This is a genomic window from Sphingopyxis sp. RIFCSPHIGHO2_12_FULL_65_19, from assembly GCF_001830555.1.
Taxonomy (GTDB): Bacteria; Pseudomonadota; Alphaproteobacteria; order Sphingomonadales; family Sphingomonadaceae; genus Sphingopyxis.
The window spans coordinates 13,598-27,434 of the sequence record NZ_MIAM01000035.1; the positions used below are offsets into that span (position 1 = coordinate 13,598).

At 64.1% G+C, this 13,837-nt stretch carries 21 protein-coding genes; 18 read left to right on the forward strand and 3 right to left on the reverse strand.

Annotated features, from left to right (window positions below; translation table 11 throughout):
- Positions 1–10 precede the first annotated feature (10 nt).
- The 16 genes from rplP (at position 11) to A3E77_RS10825 (ending at position 8,483) form a co-directional block, all read left to right on the forward strand.
- Positions 11–442 (forward strand): 50S ribosomal protein L16, encoded by a 432-nt coding sequence (gene rplP, locus A3E77_RS10750; protein ID WP_037515653.1) that lies wholly within the window; start codon positions 11–13, stop codon positions 440–442.
- A 4-nt stretch (positions 443–446) separates the two neighbouring features.
- The gene (gene rpmC, locus A3E77_RS10755; protein ID WP_039578281.1) at positions 447–650 is read left to right on the forward strand and encodes a 50S ribosomal protein L29; all 204 of its coding nucleotides are present in this window, start codon (positions 447–449) and stop codon (positions 648–650) included.
- 11 nt (positions 651–661) lie between these two features.
- Positions 662–931, forward strand: coding sequence for a 30S ribosomal protein S17 (rpsQ, locus tag A3E77_RS10760; RefSeq protein WP_039578283.1), 270 nt, complete (start codon positions 662–664; stop codon positions 929–931).
- Between the two features lie 60 nt (positions 932–991).
- Positions 992–1,360, forward strand: a complete 369-nt coding sequence (gene rplN, locus A3E77_RS10765) for a 50S ribosomal protein L14 (RefSeq protein ID WP_011543078.1) — start codon at positions 992–994, stop codon at positions 1,358–1,360.
- A 2-nt stretch (positions 1,361–1,362) separates the two neighbouring features.
- On the forward strand, positions 1,363–1,680 hold the full coding sequence (gene rplX, locus A3E77_RS10770) for a 50S ribosomal protein L24 (protein ID WP_037556376.1): 318 nt from the start codon (positions 1,363–1,365) through the stop codon (positions 1,678–1,680).
- Positions 1,673–2,251, forward strand: coding sequence for a 50S ribosomal protein L5 (gene rplE / locus A3E77_RS10775; RefSeq protein WP_293645743.1), 579 nt, complete (start codon positions 1,673–1,675; stop codon positions 2,249–2,251). The genes rplX and rplE overlap by 8 nt, the downstream gene beginning before the upstream one ends.
- A gap of 50 nt (positions 2,252–2,301) precedes the next feature.
- The gene (gene rpsN, locus A3E77_RS10780) at positions 2,302–2,607 is read left to right on the forward strand and encodes a 30S ribosomal protein S14 (protein ID WP_293645745.1); all 306 of its coding nucleotides are present in this window, start codon (positions 2,302–2,304) and stop codon (positions 2,605–2,607) included.
- Positions 2,608–2,619: 12 nt separating this feature from the next.
- Entirely contained in the window at positions 2,620–3,024 is a 405-nt protein-coding gene (gene rpsH, locus A3E77_RS10785) for a 30S ribosomal protein S8 (protein WP_037515661.1), read from the forward strand.
- The gene (gene rplF / locus A3E77_RS10790; protein WP_293645747.1) at positions 3,024–3,557 is read left to right on the forward strand and encodes a 50S ribosomal protein L6; all 534 of its coding nucleotides are present in this window, start codon (positions 3,024–3,026) and stop codon (positions 3,555–3,557) included. Before rpsH ends, rplF begins: the two co-directional genes overlap by 1 nt.
- 3 nt (positions 3,558–3,560) lie before the next feature.
- Positions 3,561–3,914, forward strand: a complete 354-nt coding sequence (gene rplR, locus A3E77_RS10795) for a 50S ribosomal protein L18 (RefSeq protein WP_293645749.1) — start codon at positions 3,561–3,563, stop codon at positions 3,912–3,914.
- 2 nt (positions 3,915–3,916) lie between these two features.
- Positions 3,917–4,615 (forward strand): 30S ribosomal protein S5, encoded by a 699-nt coding sequence (gene rpsE, locus A3E77_RS10800; RefSeq protein ID WP_293645751.1) that lies wholly within the window; start codon positions 3,917–3,919, stop codon positions 4,613–4,615.
- 4 nt (positions 4,616–4,619) lie between these two features.
- Positions 4,620–4,805, forward strand: a complete 186-nt coding sequence (rpmD, locus tag A3E77_RS10805; protein WP_037515666.1) for a 50S ribosomal protein L30 — start codon at positions 4,620–4,622, stop codon at positions 4,803–4,805.
- Positions 4,806–4,860: 55 nt separating this feature from the next.
- Positions 4,861–5,388 (forward strand): 50S ribosomal protein L15, encoded by a 528-nt coding sequence (rplO, locus tag A3E77_RS10810; protein WP_293645753.1) that lies wholly within the window; start codon positions 4,861–4,863, stop codon positions 5,386–5,388.
- Between the two features lie 272 nt (positions 5,389–5,660).
- On the forward strand, positions 5,661–7,034 hold the full coding sequence (gene secY / locus A3E77_RS10815) for a preprotein translocase subunit SecY (RefSeq protein WP_293645755.1): 1,374 nt from the start codon (positions 5,661–5,663) through the stop codon (positions 7,032–7,034).
- Between the two features lie 48 nt (positions 7,035–7,082).
- Positions 7,083–7,736, forward strand: a complete 654-nt coding sequence (locus tag A3E77_RS10820) for an adenylate kinase (RefSeq protein ID WP_293645757.1) — start codon at positions 7,083–7,085, stop codon at positions 7,734–7,736.
- 54 nt (positions 7,737–7,790) lie between these two features.
- Positions 7,791–8,483, forward strand: a complete 693-nt coding sequence (locus A3E77_RS10825) for an SRPBCC family protein (RefSeq protein ID WP_293645759.1) — start codon at positions 7,791–7,793, stop codon at positions 8,481–8,483.
- Here A3E77_RS10825 and A3E77_RS10830 read toward each other — a convergent pair.
- Positions 8,480–9,007 (reverse strand): YceD family protein, encoded by a 528-nt coding sequence (locus tag A3E77_RS10830; protein WP_293645761.1) that lies wholly within the window; start codon positions 9,005–9,007, stop codon positions 8,480–8,482. The genes A3E77_RS10825 and A3E77_RS10830 overlap by 4 nt on opposite strands.
- Positions 9,004–9,534 carry a ubiquinol-cytochrome C chaperone family protein gene (locus A3E77_RS10835; RefSeq protein WP_293645763.1) on the reverse strand — a complete coding sequence of 177 codons (531 nt, stop codon included), beginning with the start codon at positions 9,532–9,534 and terminating at the stop codon, positions 9,004–9,006. The genes A3E77_RS10830 and A3E77_RS10835 overlap by 4 nt, the downstream gene beginning before the upstream one ends.
- Before the next feature lie 195 nt (positions 9,535–9,729).
- On the opposite strand from A3E77_RS10835, the gene A3E77_RS10840 reads away from it, so the two are divergent.
- A complete protein-coding gene (locus tag A3E77_RS10840) occupies positions 9,730–10,215 on the forward strand; it encodes an outer membrane protein assembly factor BamE (RefSeq protein ID WP_293645765.1) in 486 nt (161 codons plus the stop codon).
- A gap of 60 nt (positions 10,216–10,275) precedes the next feature.
- On the opposite strand, the gene A3E77_RS10845 is transcribed toward A3E77_RS10840, so the two are convergent.
- Positions 10,276–12,540 (reverse strand): NADP-dependent malic enzyme, encoded by a 2,265-nt coding sequence (locus tag A3E77_RS10845; RefSeq protein WP_293645767.1) that lies wholly within the window; start codon positions 12,538–12,540, stop codon positions 10,276–10,278.
- Positions 12,541–12,731: 191 nt separating this feature from the next.
- Between A3E77_RS10845 and A3E77_RS10850 the strand changes: the two genes are divergently transcribed.
- A partial coding sequence (locus A3E77_RS10850; protein WP_458574439.1) for a MutS N-terminal domain-containing protein occupies positions 12,732–13,837 on the forward strand: 1,106 nt, incomplete at its 3' end.

A 13,837-nucleotide genomic window follows, 5' to 3' on the forward strand; every position in this document is an offset into this window, starting at 1 on the left:
GACTGCTGACATGCTGCAACCGAAAAAAACCAAGTTCCGCAAGGCCTTCAAGGGTCGCATCCATGGCAATGCCAAGGGCGGCACCAGCCTGAACTTCGGCTCCTACGGGCTGAAGGCGATGGAACCCGAGCGGATCACCGCACGCCAGATCGAAGCGGCCCGCCGCGCGATCAGCCGCGCCATCAAGCGCCAGGGCCGTTTGTGGATTCGCATTTTCCCCGACGTTCCCGTGTCGTCGAAGCCTGCCGAAGTCCGTATGGGTAAGGGCAAGGGTTCGCCGGAATTCTGGGCTGCGCGCGTGAAGCCGGGCCGCATCCTGTTTGAACTCGACGGCGTTCCCGGCCCTGTGGCCGCGCTGGCGTTCGAGCGCGCTGCGATGAAGCTGCCGATCAAGACGAAGGTGATTGCCCGACTCGGCGACACCTCGCACCTGGAGGGTTAAGGACATGTCCAAGACCGAAGATTTCAAGGCCAAGACCGACGACCAGCTCGCCGAACAGCTTGGCGAATTGAAGCGCGAGGCATTCAACCTCCGCTTCCAGGCGGCCACCGGCCAGCTTGAAAAGGCCTCACGCGTCAAGGAAGTGCGTCGTTCGATCGCGCGCATCAAGACGCAGCAGACCGAGCGTACGCGCTCGGCCGCGAAGTAAGGAGACTATCGATGCCGAAGCGCATTCTGACCGGTACGGTGGTGTCCGACAAGGGCGACAAGACCGTCGTGGTGAAGGTCGAACGGAAGGTGAAGCACCCTCTGTACGGCAAGATCATCCGCCGCTCGAAAAAATATCACGCCCACGATGAGGACAACGCCATCAAGGCTGGCGAGACCGTCCGTATCGAGGAAACGAAGCCGATTTCGAAGCTGAAGACGTGGAAGGTGCTCGACAAGGTCGACACCCACAGCAAGCCCAAGACGGCTGCTGACGCCTGAGCTGATTTTCACGGAACCGCCGGGGTTGCCCGGTAGGCCAAACAAGAAGGAAATGCATCGATGATCCAGATGCAGTCACAATTGGAAGTCGCTGACAACAGCGGTGCCAAGCGCGTCCAGTGCATCAAGGTGCTGGGCGGGTCGAAGCGCCGCACTGCCGGCGTCGGCGACGTGATCGTCGTGTCGATCAAGGAAGCCCAGCCGCGCGGCAAGGTGAAGAAGGGCGACGTGCATCGCGCCGTCATCGTCCGCACCGCCAAGGACGTGCGCCGTGCCGATGGCTCGGTGATCCGTTTCGACAGCAACGCCGCCGTGCTCGTCAACAAGAATGAAGAGCCCATCGGCACCCGTATCTTTGGCCCCGTGGTCCGCGAACTGCGCGGCCGTGGCTATATGAAGATCATCAGCCTGGCGCCGGAGGTGCTCTGACCATGGCGAACAAGATCAAGAAGGGCGACACGGTTGTCATCCTGTCCGGCAAGGACAAGGGCAAGACCGGCGAAGTGACGCAGAGCCTGCCGAAAGACGGCAAGGTCGTCGTCGCGGGCGTCAATGTCATCACGCGCCACCGCAAGCCGAGCCAGACCAACCCGCAGGGTGGCCTGGAACGCAAGGAAGCGCCGCTGTTCGCAAGCAAGGTTGCGCTCGCCGATCCCAAGACCGGCAAGCCGACGCGCGTTCGTTTTGAAACCAAGGACGGCAAGAAGGTCCGCGTGGCCGTGAAGTCCGGGGAGACGATCAATGGCTGATAATTATACCCCGCGCATGCGCAAGCGCTACGACGATGTGATCGTCAAGGCGATGACCGAGAAATTCGGTTACAAAAATGCGATGGAAGTGCCGAAGATCGAAAAGATCGTGCTCAACATGGGCGTCGGCGAAGCCACGCAGGACAAGAAGAAGGTCGAATCGGCCGCTGCCGAGATGGAACTCATCGCCGGCCAGAAGCCTGTCGTGACCAAGGCGAAGAAGTCGATCGCACAGTTCAAGCTGCGCGAAGGCATGCCGATCGGCTGCAAGGTCACCCTGCGCCGCGAACGCATGTATGAATTTCTCGACCGCCTGATCACGATCGCAATGCCGCGCATCCGCGATTTTCGCGGCGTGTCGGCGACCAGCTTCGACGGCCGTGGCAACTATGCCATGGGCCTGAAAGAGCAGATCATCTTCCCCGAGATCAACTATGACCGCATCGACCAGGTGCGCGGCATGGACGTGATCGTCACCACCACCGCCCGTACGGACGAAGAAGCCCGCGAACTGCTCAAGCTGTTCGGCTTCCCCTTCCCGATCGAAGCGCAGGAAAAGGAAGCCGCCTGATCCCTTTGGGACCAGGCAGGCTCTTTCAAGAAGGAAAGAGAACTTAAGTCATGGCGAAACTGAGTTCGATGAACAAGAACGAGCGTCGCAAGCAGCTGGTGAAGAAATATGCCGGCCGTTACGCGAAGCTGAAGGCGATTGCGGCGGACACGTCGCTCGACGAGAGCGAGCGTCTGATCGCGCGCCTCAAGATGGCGGAAATCCCGCGCAACGGTAACCCGACCCGCATCCGCAACCGGTGCGAGCTCACGGGCCGCCCGCGCGCCTATTATCGCAAATTCCGGCTTTGCCGTATCCAGCTCCGCGATCTGGCTAACAAGGGCCTGATCCCCGGTGTTGTGAAGTCGAGCTGGTAAGGGACTGACAAGATGGCAATGACCGATCCCCTGGGTGATATGCTCACCCGCATCCGCAACGGCCAGACGGCGAAGAAGGACAGCGTCCTGACGCCGGCTTCGACGCTGCGTGTCCGCGTTCTCGATGTTCTCCAGCGCGAAGGCTATATCCGCGGCTACAGCGAAGAAGCGCTGGGTGCCAAGGGCCAGCACAAGGGCATCCGCATCGAGCTGAAATATTTTGAAGGGCAGCCGGCGATCCGCCATGTGGCGCGCGTTTCAAAGCCCGGCCGCCGCGTTTATTCGGGTTCCAAGGAACTGCCGATCATTCGCAATGGCCTGGGTATCACCATCGTGTCGACCCCGCGCGGCGTCCTGTCGGATGCCGAAGCTCGCGAACATAATGTCGGCGGCGAAGTGCTGGCGGAGGTGTTCTGATGTCGCGCATTGGTAAAAAGGCAGTTTCGATCCCCAGCGGCGTCACCGCCGCGATCGACGGCGGCCAGCTGTCGGTCAAGGGCCCGAAAGGCACGCTCGCGATTCCGCTTTCCGACAACATCAAATATGAAGTCGCCGAAGGCAGCATCTCGGTCCAGCCCGCGAATGCAACCCGCGAAGCTCGCGCTTTCTGGGGCATGCAGCGCACGCTGGTGCAGAACCTGATCACGGGTGTGACCGAAGGCTTCACCAAGGTCCTCGAAATCACCGGTGTCGGCTATCGTGCCAACGCGCAGGGCAAGAATCTGAAGCTGCAGCTCGGCTACAGCCATGATGTCGATTTCGCGGTGCCCGAAGGCATCGAGATCAAGACGCCGGACAACACGACGATCGAGATCAGCGGCATCGACAAGCAGAAGGTCGGCCAGGTCGCGGCGGAAATCCGCCGTTGGCGTAAGCCCGAACCCTATAAGGGCAAGGGCATCAAATATCGCGGCGAGTACATCTTCCGCAAAGAAGGCAAGAAGAAGTAAGCCATGGCACATCTTACCCCTTTCCAAAAACGTCGCCAGCGCGTTCGTACCGCGCTCCGTCAGCGCGCTGCCGGGCGTCCGCGCCTTTCGGTGCATCGTTCGGGCCGTCACATCTATGCGCAGCTCATCGATGATGCTGCCGGCGCGACGCTGGCTTCGGCCTCGACGCTCGACAAGGATGTCCGCGGCAAGACTGGCGCGACCACCGCGGCGGCTGCCGACGTTGGCAAGCGCCTCGCCGCTGCCGCCAAGAAGGCGGGCGTGACGCAGGTCGTGTTCGACCGCGGCGGCTTCCTGTTCCACGGGCGCATCAAGGCGCTGGCCGACGCGGCTCGCGAAGGCGGATTGGAGTTCTGATTATGGCAGACGAAGTACAGAACGTCGAAGGCGCTCCCGAAGCAGCCCCCACCGAAGGCCAGGCTCCGCGCCGCGGCCGTGGCGGCGGCCGTGACGGTGGCCGGGGCAGTCGTGATGGTGGCCGTGGCCGCCGCGACGATCGTCGCCCGCGCGACGAAGATGGCGGCGAAGAGCTGATCGAAAAGCTCGTCCACATCAACCGCGTCTCGAAGACCGTGAAGGGCGGCAAGCGCTTCGGTTTCGCTGCCCTCGTCGTCGTTGGCGACGGCAAGGGTCGCGCCGGTTTCGGGCATGGCAAGGCGCGCGAAGTGCCCGAAGCTATCTCGAAGGCGACCGCTGCCGCAAAGAAGGCGATGATTCGCGTTCCGCTGCGCGACGGCCGCACGCTGCACCATGATGGCCGCGGCCATTTCGGCGCCGGCAATGTGACGCTGCGTTCGGCGCCCGCCGGGACCGGCATCATCGCCGGCGGCCCGATGCGCGCCGTGTTTGAATCGCTGGGCGTTGCCGATGTGGTGACCAAGTCGGTCGGCACCTCGAACCCCTACAACATGATCCGTGCGACCTTTGAAGCACTTGGCGAACAGACCAGCCCGAAATCGGTTGCGCAGCGTCGCGGCAAGAAGGTTTCGGACCTGATCAAGCGTGGCGGTTCGTCCGACCGCGCAGCCGAGGCGGAAGCCGCGGCGGTGACGGAGTAAGACCATGGCCGACAAGAAGATCAAGATCCGCCAGATCGGCTCGCCGATCCGTCGTCCCAAGAGCCAGCGTGCGATCCTGACCGGCCTCGGCCTGGGCAAGATGCATCGCGAGGTCGAACTGGTCGACACCCCCGAAGTGCGCGGCATGATCCGCAAGCTTCCGCACATGGTCGAAGTCGTCGAGGGTTAAGCCCCTCGCGACAAGACCCATATCTATCAGCGCGATCAAAGCGAAAGCGAGTGCAATGACTATCAAACTCAACGAACTTCGTGACAATAATGGCGCCCGCAAGGGCCGTATGCGCGTCGGACGCGGCATCGGTTCGGGCAAGGGCAAGACCGCCGGCCGCGGCCAGAAGGGCCAGAAGGCCCGCAGCGGCGTCGCGATCAACGGCTTCGAGGGCGGCCAGATGCCGCTCCACATGCGTATTCCGAAGCGCGGCTTCAACAACATCTTCGCGAAGGACTTCGCGATCGTGAACCTTGGTCAGGTGCAAAAGCTGATCGACGAGAAGAAGCTCGACGCCAAGGCGGTTGTCGATCACGCGGCGCTCAAGGCCGCCGGCGTTGCCCGCGGCGGCAAGGATGGCGTGCGCCTCCTCGCCAAGGGTGAGCTGACCGCGAAGATCAGCTTCGCCGTTGCCGGTGCGTCGAAGGGCGCGATCGAAGCGGTGGAAAAGGCTGGCGGCAAGGTCGAACTGCCCGAAGCCAAGCCCGAGGGCGAAGGCAAGAAGGCCCAGCGCAAGGCCGCCGCCAAGGCAAAGGCCGAATAATCAGCCAAAGGGCGGTTTCCAGACGAAACCGCCCTTTGTCTTGTCGAAGACAAGACGCTCCCGTTCGTGTCGAGCGACGTCGAGACAATTTTCGGGACAATCAAGGTCGAGAGTTATCTCGACTTCGCTCGATGCGAACGGACAAGGAAGGCGGCGGTGGGCATCGGCCTGCCGCTTAAGTAGGGCCTTTCCCCTTGCGCTTCGCGATCACCGAACGCACATAGGCGCCGGGTCGCGGGGGGCGCGGTCCGGAATATCCGAGGAAAACACCCATGGCCTCTCGCGCCGACCAGCTTGCTTCCAACCTGAACTTTTCAAAGTTCGGCCAGGCGACCGAACTCAAGAACCGCATCTGGTTCACGATCGGTGCGCTGATCGTTTTTCGTTTCCTGTCGTTCGTGCCGCTGCCGGGCGTCGATCCCGTTGCGCTGGCGTCGCTCTACAGCCAGGCGGCATCGGGCGGCGTCCTCGACATCTTCAACACATTTTCGGGCGGCAGCCTGGAGCGCATGAGCATCATAGCGCTCGGCGTCATGCCCTATATCACGGCGTCGATCGTCGTGCAGCTGGCGGCCGCGCTGTCGCCCAGCCTCGCCGCGCTCAAGAAAGAGGGCGAAAGCGGGCGCAAGAAGCTCAACCAATATACGCGCTATGGCACGGTCTTCCTGACCGCGATCCAGGGCTATTTCATCGCCGTCGGGCTTGAATCGCTCGGTGCCAGCCAGGGCATTGCGGCGGTTGTCGACCCCGGCATGATGTTCCGCATCGGCGCGGTGATCAGCATCGTCGGCGGCACATTGTTCCTGATGTGGCTCGGCGAACAGATCACCAGCCGCGGCATCGGCAACGGCGTGTCGCTGATCATCATGGCGGGCATCCTCGCCCAGCTGCCGCGCAGTTTCGCGCAGATGTTCACGCAGGTTCGCGAAGGTTCGATGGGCGGCGGCACGGTCATCGCCGTCATCGCCGGCGCGATCGTCATCATCGCCTTCATCAGCTTCATGGAACGCGCGCAGCGCCGTGTGCTCGTTCAATATCCCAAGCGCGCGACGCAGCGCGGGGTGATGCAGGCCGACCGCAGCCATTTGCCGCTCAAGGTCAATACCGCCGGCGTTATTCCGCCGATCTTTGCGTCGTCGCTGCTGCTGATGCCGCTGACGATCACGCAGATGATGGGGCAGAATGTCCAGGGCGATACCGCGAGTGGCGATTTCCTGATCACGCTGAACCAATATCTCGCCCACGGCCAGCCGCTCTATATGGCGCTTTATGCGGCGGGCATCATTTTCTTCTGCTTCTTCTATGTCGCCGTGGTCTTCAATCCCGAAGAAACCGCCGACAATCTCAAGAAACAGAACGGCTTCATTCCCGGCATCCGTCCCGGCAAGAATACCGCCGCCTATCTCGATCATGTGCTGACGCGCATCACCGTGATCGGCGCCGCCTATCTTGCTGTCATCTGCCTTGTGCCGGAATATTTCATCGCCCAGTCGGGGCTGCCCTTCTACCTCGGCGGCACCAGCTTGCTGATTATCGTCAACGTGACGATCGACACGATCAGCCAGATCCAGAGCCACATGCTCGCGCATCAATATGGCGACCTGATCAAAAAGGCGAAATTGAAGGGCGGCGTTGCGCGGCGCTAATCGCCAAGCTACGGCAACTGTCACAGGGCAGAGGCAACAGGGGCTTCCATGACGCTGAACATCATTTTGCTGGGCCCGCCGGGCGCGGGTAAGGGAACGCAGGCGGTCCGCCTCGAAGACGAGCATGGCATGGTCCAGCTGTCGACCGGAGACATGCTGCGCGCGGCGGTCAAGGCGGGCACGCCGATCGGCCTTCAGGCAAAAGCGGTGATGGACGCGGGCGAGCTTGTATCGGACGCGATCGTATCGGGTTTGATCGGCGAACGGCTCGATCAGCTGGGCGCCGATGTTTCGGTCATTTTCGACGGTTATCCGCGCACCGCCGCACAGGCCGAGGCGCTCGACACCATCCTGTCGGACCGCGGCCGCAAGCTGGACCATGTGATCGAGTTGCAGGTCGAGGAAGACGCGCTCGTCGACCGGATCACCGGCCGCTTCAGCTGCGCCAAATGCGGCGCCGGCTACCATGATCGTTACAAACAACCCAAGGCGGAAAATGTTTGCGACGTGTGCGGCAGCCACGACTTCAAGCGCCGTCCCGACGACAATGAAGAAACGGTGCGGACGCGCATGGCCGAATATCGCGCCAAGACCGCGCCGATCCTGCCGATCTACGAAGCGCGCGGCATCGTGACCCATGTCGACGGCATGGCGCCGATCGATCAGGTCAACGACGCGATCGAAACGATCCTCGCGGGCTGAGGCTAGCCAGTCCCAACCGCGGCGGTTATTGAAGCGCCAAGGGGGAACGGGCCGATGACAATATCCGGATATCTCGCGGGCGCTGCGATCGTTGGCGCGCTCGCTTTTTCGCAAGTGGCGGCGGCGAAGGTCGTCGATCAGGGCGATACAGGCTTTACCGTCGCGCACACGGCGCAAGTGGCCGCGTCGCCGGCCGACGTGTGGAAAATGCTGCGGATGCCGGAAAGCTGGTGGTCGAAAGAGCATAGCTGGTCGGGCGATGCCGCGAACTTCTGGCTCGATTCGCAGGCCGGCGGCTGCTTCTGCGAAAAATTGCCCGACACCGGCGCGGGTGTCGGCAGCGTCCAGCACGCGCGCGTCCTCTTTTCCAAACCGGGCCAGTTGCTGCGCCTGTCGGGGGCTTTCGGCCCGTTGCAGGGAGAGGCGTTGAGCGGCACGCTGACGATCCAGATCAAGGAAACGCCGACGGGCAGCGCGCTGCGCTTCGACTATGTCGTCGGCGGCTATACGCGCTTCAAGGTCGCCGACATCGCGCCCGCCGTCGACAAGGTGATCGGCGAACAATTGCTCGGGCTTGCCGCTGCACTCGGCGGCGCGCTTCCTCCGACGCGCGACGAAAAGGCGGCGAGCGAGGGCGCCGACAAGGCGAAAGCCGACGCACCGGCCGCGACGGACGAGCCCGGACTCGACGCTGCCGTCGCCGACCTGGTCGATGAAGAGGCGAAATCGGCGCCCGAAGAACGTTAGGCGCCGGGCGTTCCGCGCAGTTTGGCGAGCGCCGCGAACGGACCCGCCGCCTCTTCGCTGAGTACACCCTTTTCGGCGAGAATGCGCGCCGCGTCGGGATGGCGCGGAAAGGGATCGAGCGCGAGCGAAAGCGTCTGCACGGCCGCTTCGCCAAGGTCGATCCGGTCGCCATCGAGCGGCAGCAGGTCAAGATCGTCGCTGGCGATCTCGATCTCATCCTCTTCGCTGGCGGGCGCGTCTACATCGCGCAGGAAGCGAAGGTCGAACGCTTCGGTGATTCTTGTCGGCACCGGCAGGTCGGTCGCGGCGCACGCCTGCACCGCCGCTGCCTCCACACGGCCCCTGGCGGCCATCCCGCCGGCGATCGGGCGGACGTCGGCGACCAGCGCAAAACGGTCGAGCGCGACAAGGCCGAGCCGCTCCGCGATCCGGCCGCGCGCCGCTTCATCGGCCTCGACCGAAATCGCCCGGCCGTGCGCAGCATCGGCGAGCGTGACGATCAGCGAAAATTCGGCGGCGCTCATTGCTGGGTGCTGCCGATTCGGTCGGCGACGACAAGCGCGCCGACCGGCGTCGCTGCGAGCGCCGCGCGCAGGGCCGCAACCTCCGTCATCACATGCGCCATTCCCGCTTCGGCGGGTTCGGTCCCGCGCCACAGGTTGCGCACAAGCGCGGCGCGCAGCGCGTCGGAGCCATCGGCGGCGCGATAGGCGCCCAGCCGCCCGCCGAGCGCGCTCATCATCCGGCCCACCTGCTTGCCGACGACCATGTCGCCAAAGCCGATCTGGCGCATCTGGCCGTCCATGTCGTTTACGAACAATTCGGTAAGCTGGACGCCTGCCAGCCCGTGCGCCGGGTCCTCGTCGATCCGGTGGAGCACCAGCGCCAGCACGAGGCTGATCATGTCGAAACGACCGTCGAGCGTGTCGGGAACGTTGCCGTCGGCGTACCAGTGCGGCGCGCGTGCGGCGGCGACGACGGCGTTCCACAGCGGGCGGCGTGCCTCGCGCGGATCGGGTTGCGGGCGGAAGATGTTGCGGAGCGAGAACATCGCATTCGCTTAGGCGCATTCGCGCAATCCGGAAAGAGGCGCAAACGCTCGCCGCGATGCGCGCTCCGGTCAGCTTGTGGCAAGCTTTGCCGCGGCACAAGCGGCTTGTGCGCGCTCACCGCTTGCGGTTAAGAGGCGCGAGAGCCAGCGCCGACCGCCGAGAGATGCGGCGGACAGGCGCAACGGAGATATTTGATGCCGAATTCGATCATGTCCTTTCCTGCCCGGCGCGCGCGCCTCGTCGCGCTCGGCCTGGCCGTCGCCATCGCCACGAGCGGCTGCGCGCAGTTGAAGGGGCGCCAGGGCTATGTCGTCGACCCGCTGTTGACCGAAGCGATCACCCCCGGTGTCGACAATCGCGAATCGGTTGAAAAGACGCTCGGCCGCCCGACCTTCGTCGGACAGTTCAGCAACAACGAATATTATTATGTTTCGCGCGAAACGCGCCAGCTTGCCTTTGCCAAGCCGCGTCCGGTCGAACAGCAGGTGCTGCGCGTGCGCTTCGACGCTGCCGGCAATGTCGCGGCGGTCGATCGCACCGGCCTCGAACTGGTCAGCAAGATCAGCCCCGAAGGCGACAAGACCCCGACTTTGGGCCGCAACCGCAGCTTCTTCGAGGATATTTTCGGCAATATCGGCGCCGTGGGCGCACCGGGCGCGGGCGCACCGGGCGGTCCGTAAAGCCGCGAGGCTTTGGCCGAAGACAAAAAGCGGCGGCGCCCCGGGCGCCGCCGCTTTTTGTTACTGGGCGATCCCGCCCGCCGCGAGCACCGCAAGCGTGACAAGATCCGACGCGGTCGACGCCATTGTTGCGACCTGAACGGGTTTTTCCATACCGACGAGCATCGGCCCGATCACGGCACCGCCGCCCAGTTCGCGCAGCAGTTTTGCCGACAGGTTGGCGGATTGCAGTCCCGGCATGACAAGCACGTTCGCAGGCCCCGACAGGCGGCAGAAGGGATAGTTTTTCATCACCTTCTCGTTGAGCGCGACGTCGGGTGCCATTTCGCCTTCATATTCAAAACCGGGCGCGCGCTGGTCGAGGATCGACACCGCTTCGCGGATATTGTCGAGCCAGCTTCCCTCCGGGTTGCCGAAGGTCGAATAGGACAGGAATGCGACGCGCGGTTCGTGGCCCATGCGGCGCGCGACCTGCGCGGTGCGCTCGGCAATATCGGCCAGCATCTCGGCCGTCGGCCGTTCGTTGACCGTGGTGTCGGCCATGAAGATCGTGTGATGCTGGTCGACCAGAACGTGAATGCCGAACGGCGTCTTGCCCTCGGCATGGTCGATCACGCGGCGGATTTCGCGCATCGACTGCGAATAGGTGCGCGTCGTGCCCGTGATCATCGCATCGCCGAGCCCCATCTTCAGGAGCAGCGAGCCGAAAATATTGCGGTCGCGATTGACCATCCGCTCGACGTCGCGGCGCAGATACCCCCGGCGCTGGAGCCGTTCGTAGAGCATATCGACCATTTGCGGCACGTGCGGCGAATTGACGCTGTTGTGAACCTCATAGCTTTCGGGGTCGGGGACGCCCATCGCCCGCAGCTTGTCGTGCAGCCCTTCGCGCCCGACGAGCACCGGGATTCCATAACCGCCGTCGCGGAACTGGATCGCGGCGCGCAGCACGACTTCCTCTTCGCCCTCGGCAAAGACGACGCGCTTCGGATTGTTGCGCGCCGCTTCATAGGCGAGGGTGAGGACCGAGGTTGTCGGGTTGAGCCGCGCGCGCAACTGGGTGCGATATTCGGCAAGATCCTCGATCGGGCGCTGGGCAACGCCGGTCTTCATCGCGGCTTCGGCGACCGCCGCGGGCACGATTTCCATCAGCCGCGGGTCGAAGGGCGACGGGATGATATATTCGGGACCGAAGCTCGACGCGCGCCCGCCATAGGCCGCAGCCACTTCTTCGGGCACCTGCTGGCGCGCGAGGTCGGCGATCGCATAGGCGGCGGCGATCTTCATCTCTTCGTTGATCGCGGTCGCATGAACATCGAGCGCGCCGCGGAAAATGAAAGGAAAACAGAGGACGTTGTTGACCTGGTTCGGATAATCCGATCGTCCCGTCGCGATGATCGCGTCGGGCCGGGCGGCGCGGGCATCGGGCGGCGAGATTTCGGGATCGGGGTTTGCCATGGCGAAAATAATCGGCGCGGGCGCCATGTCCTTCACCATCTCTGGCTTCAGCGCGCCGGCCGCCGACAGGCCCAGAAAGACGTCGGCCCCGACCAGTGCTTCGGTCAGGTCGCGGGCTTCGGTCGGCACCGCGTGGGCCGACTTCCACTGGTCCATGCTTTCGGTGCGGCCCTGATAGATCGTGCCCTTGCGGTCGCACATGATCACATTTTCGTGCCGCACGCCCATCGCCTTGATCAGCGCGGTGCATGCGATCGCGGCGGCGCCGGCGCCGTTCACGACGACCTTCACCGTCGAAAGGTCGCGCCCGGTCAGGTAACAGGCGTTGATCAGGCCCGCGGCGGTGATGATTGCGGTGCCGTGCTGGTCGTCGTGGAACACCGGGATGTTCATGCGTTCTTTCAACGCGGCTTCGATGATGAAGCAATTGGGCGCGGCAATATCCTCAAGGTTGATGCCGCCAAAGCTGGGGGCGAGCAGTTCGACCGCCTCGATGAAGCGTTGCGGATCTTCGGTATCGACCTCGAGGTCGATCGAATCGACGTCGGCGAACCGCTTGAACAGCACCGCCTTGCCTTCCATCACCGGCTTCGATGCGAGCGCGCCGAGGTTGCCGAGGCCGAGGATCGCGGTGCCGTTGGAAATCACCGCGACCAGATTGCCCTTGATCGTGTAATCATAGGCCTTGGCCGGGTCCTCCGCGATCGCTTTCACCGGAACGGCGACGCCGGGCGAATAGGCCAGGGAAAGGTCGCGCTGCGTCGCCATCGGTTTCGATGCGACGATCTCGATTTTTCCGGGACGGCCATATTCGTGGTAAAGCAGGGCCTCGCGATCCGAAAATTGCACCTTGCTGCCGCTGTCCATCATCTATCCCCTAACAAAACTCGTTCAGACGCGCGCCCGAGCCCTTTCCCTAACGTCGCCAAGCGGAAATGGAACCCGCTATCCGCGCGCCGCAGCTTGCCACAGGCCCATATCCGTCCCTAAGCAGGCATATGCCTGTTACCGCCCGCTCCGCTGCCAATTCAAACAATGCTGCGCCCGCCGCAACGCCGATGATGGCGCAATATTGGTCGCTGAAGGCAAAGGCGGGGGACTGCCTGCTCTTCTATCGCATGGGCGACTTTTTCGAGTTGTTCTTCGACGATGCCAAGGCGGCCGCTGCGACGCTCGACATCGCGCTGACCTCGCGCGGCGAACATGACGGGCAGCCGGTGGCGATGTGCGGCGTTCCCGTCCACGCCGCCGAATCCTATCTCGCGCGGCTGATCCGCGCCGGGCATCGCGTCGCGATCGCCGAGCAGGTCGAAACCCCCGCCGAGGCCAAGGCGCGCGGCGGGTCGAAGGCGCTCGTCGCGCGCGACATCGTGCGCTTCGTCACCGCGGGCACACTCACCGAAGAAAGCCTGCTCGAAGGGCGCAGCGCGAACCGCCTCGCCGCACTGGCGCAGGTCGGCAGCGAGGGCGAGGTGGCGATTGCCGCAGCCGATATTTCGACCGGCCGTTTCGAGGTCGTTGCGGTGCGCCGCGAACAGGTCGACGCCGAACTCGCGCGGCTCGCGCCTTCGGAGCTTTTGCTCAGCGAGAGCGCCGACGAATTGCCGATCTCGTCGGCGCGGCAGATCGTCCGCCGCCCGGCTTCGGACTTTTCGAGCACAGCCGCGCAAAAACGCCTCGAAACCTTTTTCGGCGTCCAGACGCTCGACGGCTTCGGCCAGTTCGGGCGCGGCGAAATCGCCGCGATGGGCGCGCTCCTCGCCTATCTCGACCATGTCGGCACCGGCGGCCCGACCTTTCTTCAGCCGCCGGTGCGGCACCTTGCCTCGGGGCGGATGGCGATCGACGCGGCGACGCGCGAAAGCCTCGAGCTTGTCCGCACGATGGCGGGCGCGCGCGACGGCAGCCTGCTCGGCACGATCGATCGCACCGTCACCGCGGCCGGCGCGCGCCTGCTTGCCGACGATCTCGCCAGCCCGCTCACCGACAGGCAAGCGATTCTGGACCGGCTCGACCTGGTCGATGGCCTGGCGCGCGATGCCTTGTGGCGCAGCGACATGCGCGCGGCGCTGCGCGCGCTGCCCGATGCCGGGCGCGCGCTTGGCCGTCTTGTAGCGGGTCGCGGCGGGCCGCGTGACCTCGCGCAGCTCCGCGATGCGCTCGG

Excerpts from the sequence above, each read along its gene's own strand:
- rplP (WP_037515653.1), top strand. The coding sequence starts at position 11 with ATGCTGCAACCGAAAAAAACCAAGTTCCGCAAGGCCTTCAAGGGTCGC.
- rplE (WP_293645743.1), top strand. The coding sequence starts at position 1,673 with ATGGCTGATAATTATACCCCGCGCATGCGCAAGCGCTACGACGATGTG.
- A3E77_RS10830 (WP_293645761.1), bottom strand. The coding sequence starts at position 9,007 with ATGAGCGCCGCCGAATTTTCGCTGATCGTCACGCTCGCCGATGCTGCG.
- rpsE (WP_293645751.1), top strand. The coding sequence starts at position 3,917 with ATGGCAGACGAAGTACAGAACGTCGAAGGCGCTCCCGAAGCAGCCCCC.
- rpsQ (WP_039578283.1), top strand. The coding sequence starts at position 662 with ATGCCGAAGCGCATTCTGACCGGTACGGTGGTGTCCGACAAGGGCGAC.
- A3E77_RS10840 (WP_293645765.1), top strand. The coding sequence starts at position 9,730 with ATGCCGAATTCGATCATGTCCTTTCCTGCCCGGCGCGCGCGCCTCGTC.
- secY (WP_293645755.1), top strand. The coding sequence starts at position 5,661 with ATGGCCTCTCGCGCCGACCAGCTTGCTTCCAACCTGAACTTTTCAAAG.
- rpsH (WP_037515661.1), top strand. The coding sequence starts at position 2,620 with ATGGCAATGACCGATCCCCTGGGTGATATGCTCACCCGCATCCGCAAC.
- A3E77_RS10820 (WP_293645757.1), top strand. The coding sequence starts at position 7,083 with ATGACGCTGAACATCATTTTGCTGGGCCCGCCGGGCGCGGGTAAGGGA.
- rplF (WP_293645747.1), top strand. The coding sequence starts at position 3,024 with ATGTCGCGCATTGGTAAAAAGGCAGTTTCGATCCCCAGCGGCGTCACC.
- A3E77_RS10825 (WP_293645759.1), top strand. The coding sequence starts at position 7,791 with ATGACAATATCCGGATATCTCGCGGGCGCTGCGATCGTTGGCGCGCTC.
- A3E77_RS10845 (WP_293645767.1), bottom strand. The coding sequence starts at position 12,540 with ATGGACAGCGGCAGCAAGGTGCAATTTTCGGATCGCGAGGCCCTGCTT.
- rplX (WP_037556376.1), top strand. The coding sequence starts at position 1,363 with ATGGCGAACAAGATCAAGAAGGGCGACACGGTTGTCATCCTGTCCGGC.
- rplN (WP_011543078.1), top strand. The coding sequence starts at position 992 with ATGATCCAGATGCAGTCACAATTGGAAGTCGCTGACAACAGCGGTGCC.
- rpmD (WP_037515666.1), top strand. The coding sequence starts at position 4,620 with ATGGCCGACAAGAAGATCAAGATCCGCCAGATCGGCTCGCCGATCCGT.
- rplR (WP_293645749.1), top strand. The coding sequence starts at position 3,561 with ATGGCACATCTTACCCCTTTCCAAAAACGTCGCCAGCGCGTTCGTACC.
- A3E77_RS10835 (WP_293645763.1), bottom strand. The coding sequence starts at position 9,534 with ATGTTCTCGCTCCGCAACATCTTCCGCCCGCAACCCGATCCGCGCGAG.
- rpsN (WP_293645745.1), top strand. The coding sequence starts at position 2,302 with ATGGCGAAACTGAGTTCGATGAACAAGAACGAGCGTCGCAAGCAGCTG.
- rpmC (WP_039578281.1), top strand. The coding sequence starts at position 447 with ATGTCCAAGACCGAAGATTTCAAGGCCAAGACCGACGACCAGCTCGCC.
- rplO (WP_293645753.1), top strand. The coding sequence starts at position 4,861 with ATGACTATCAAACTCAACGAACTTCGTGACAATAATGGCGCCCGCAAG.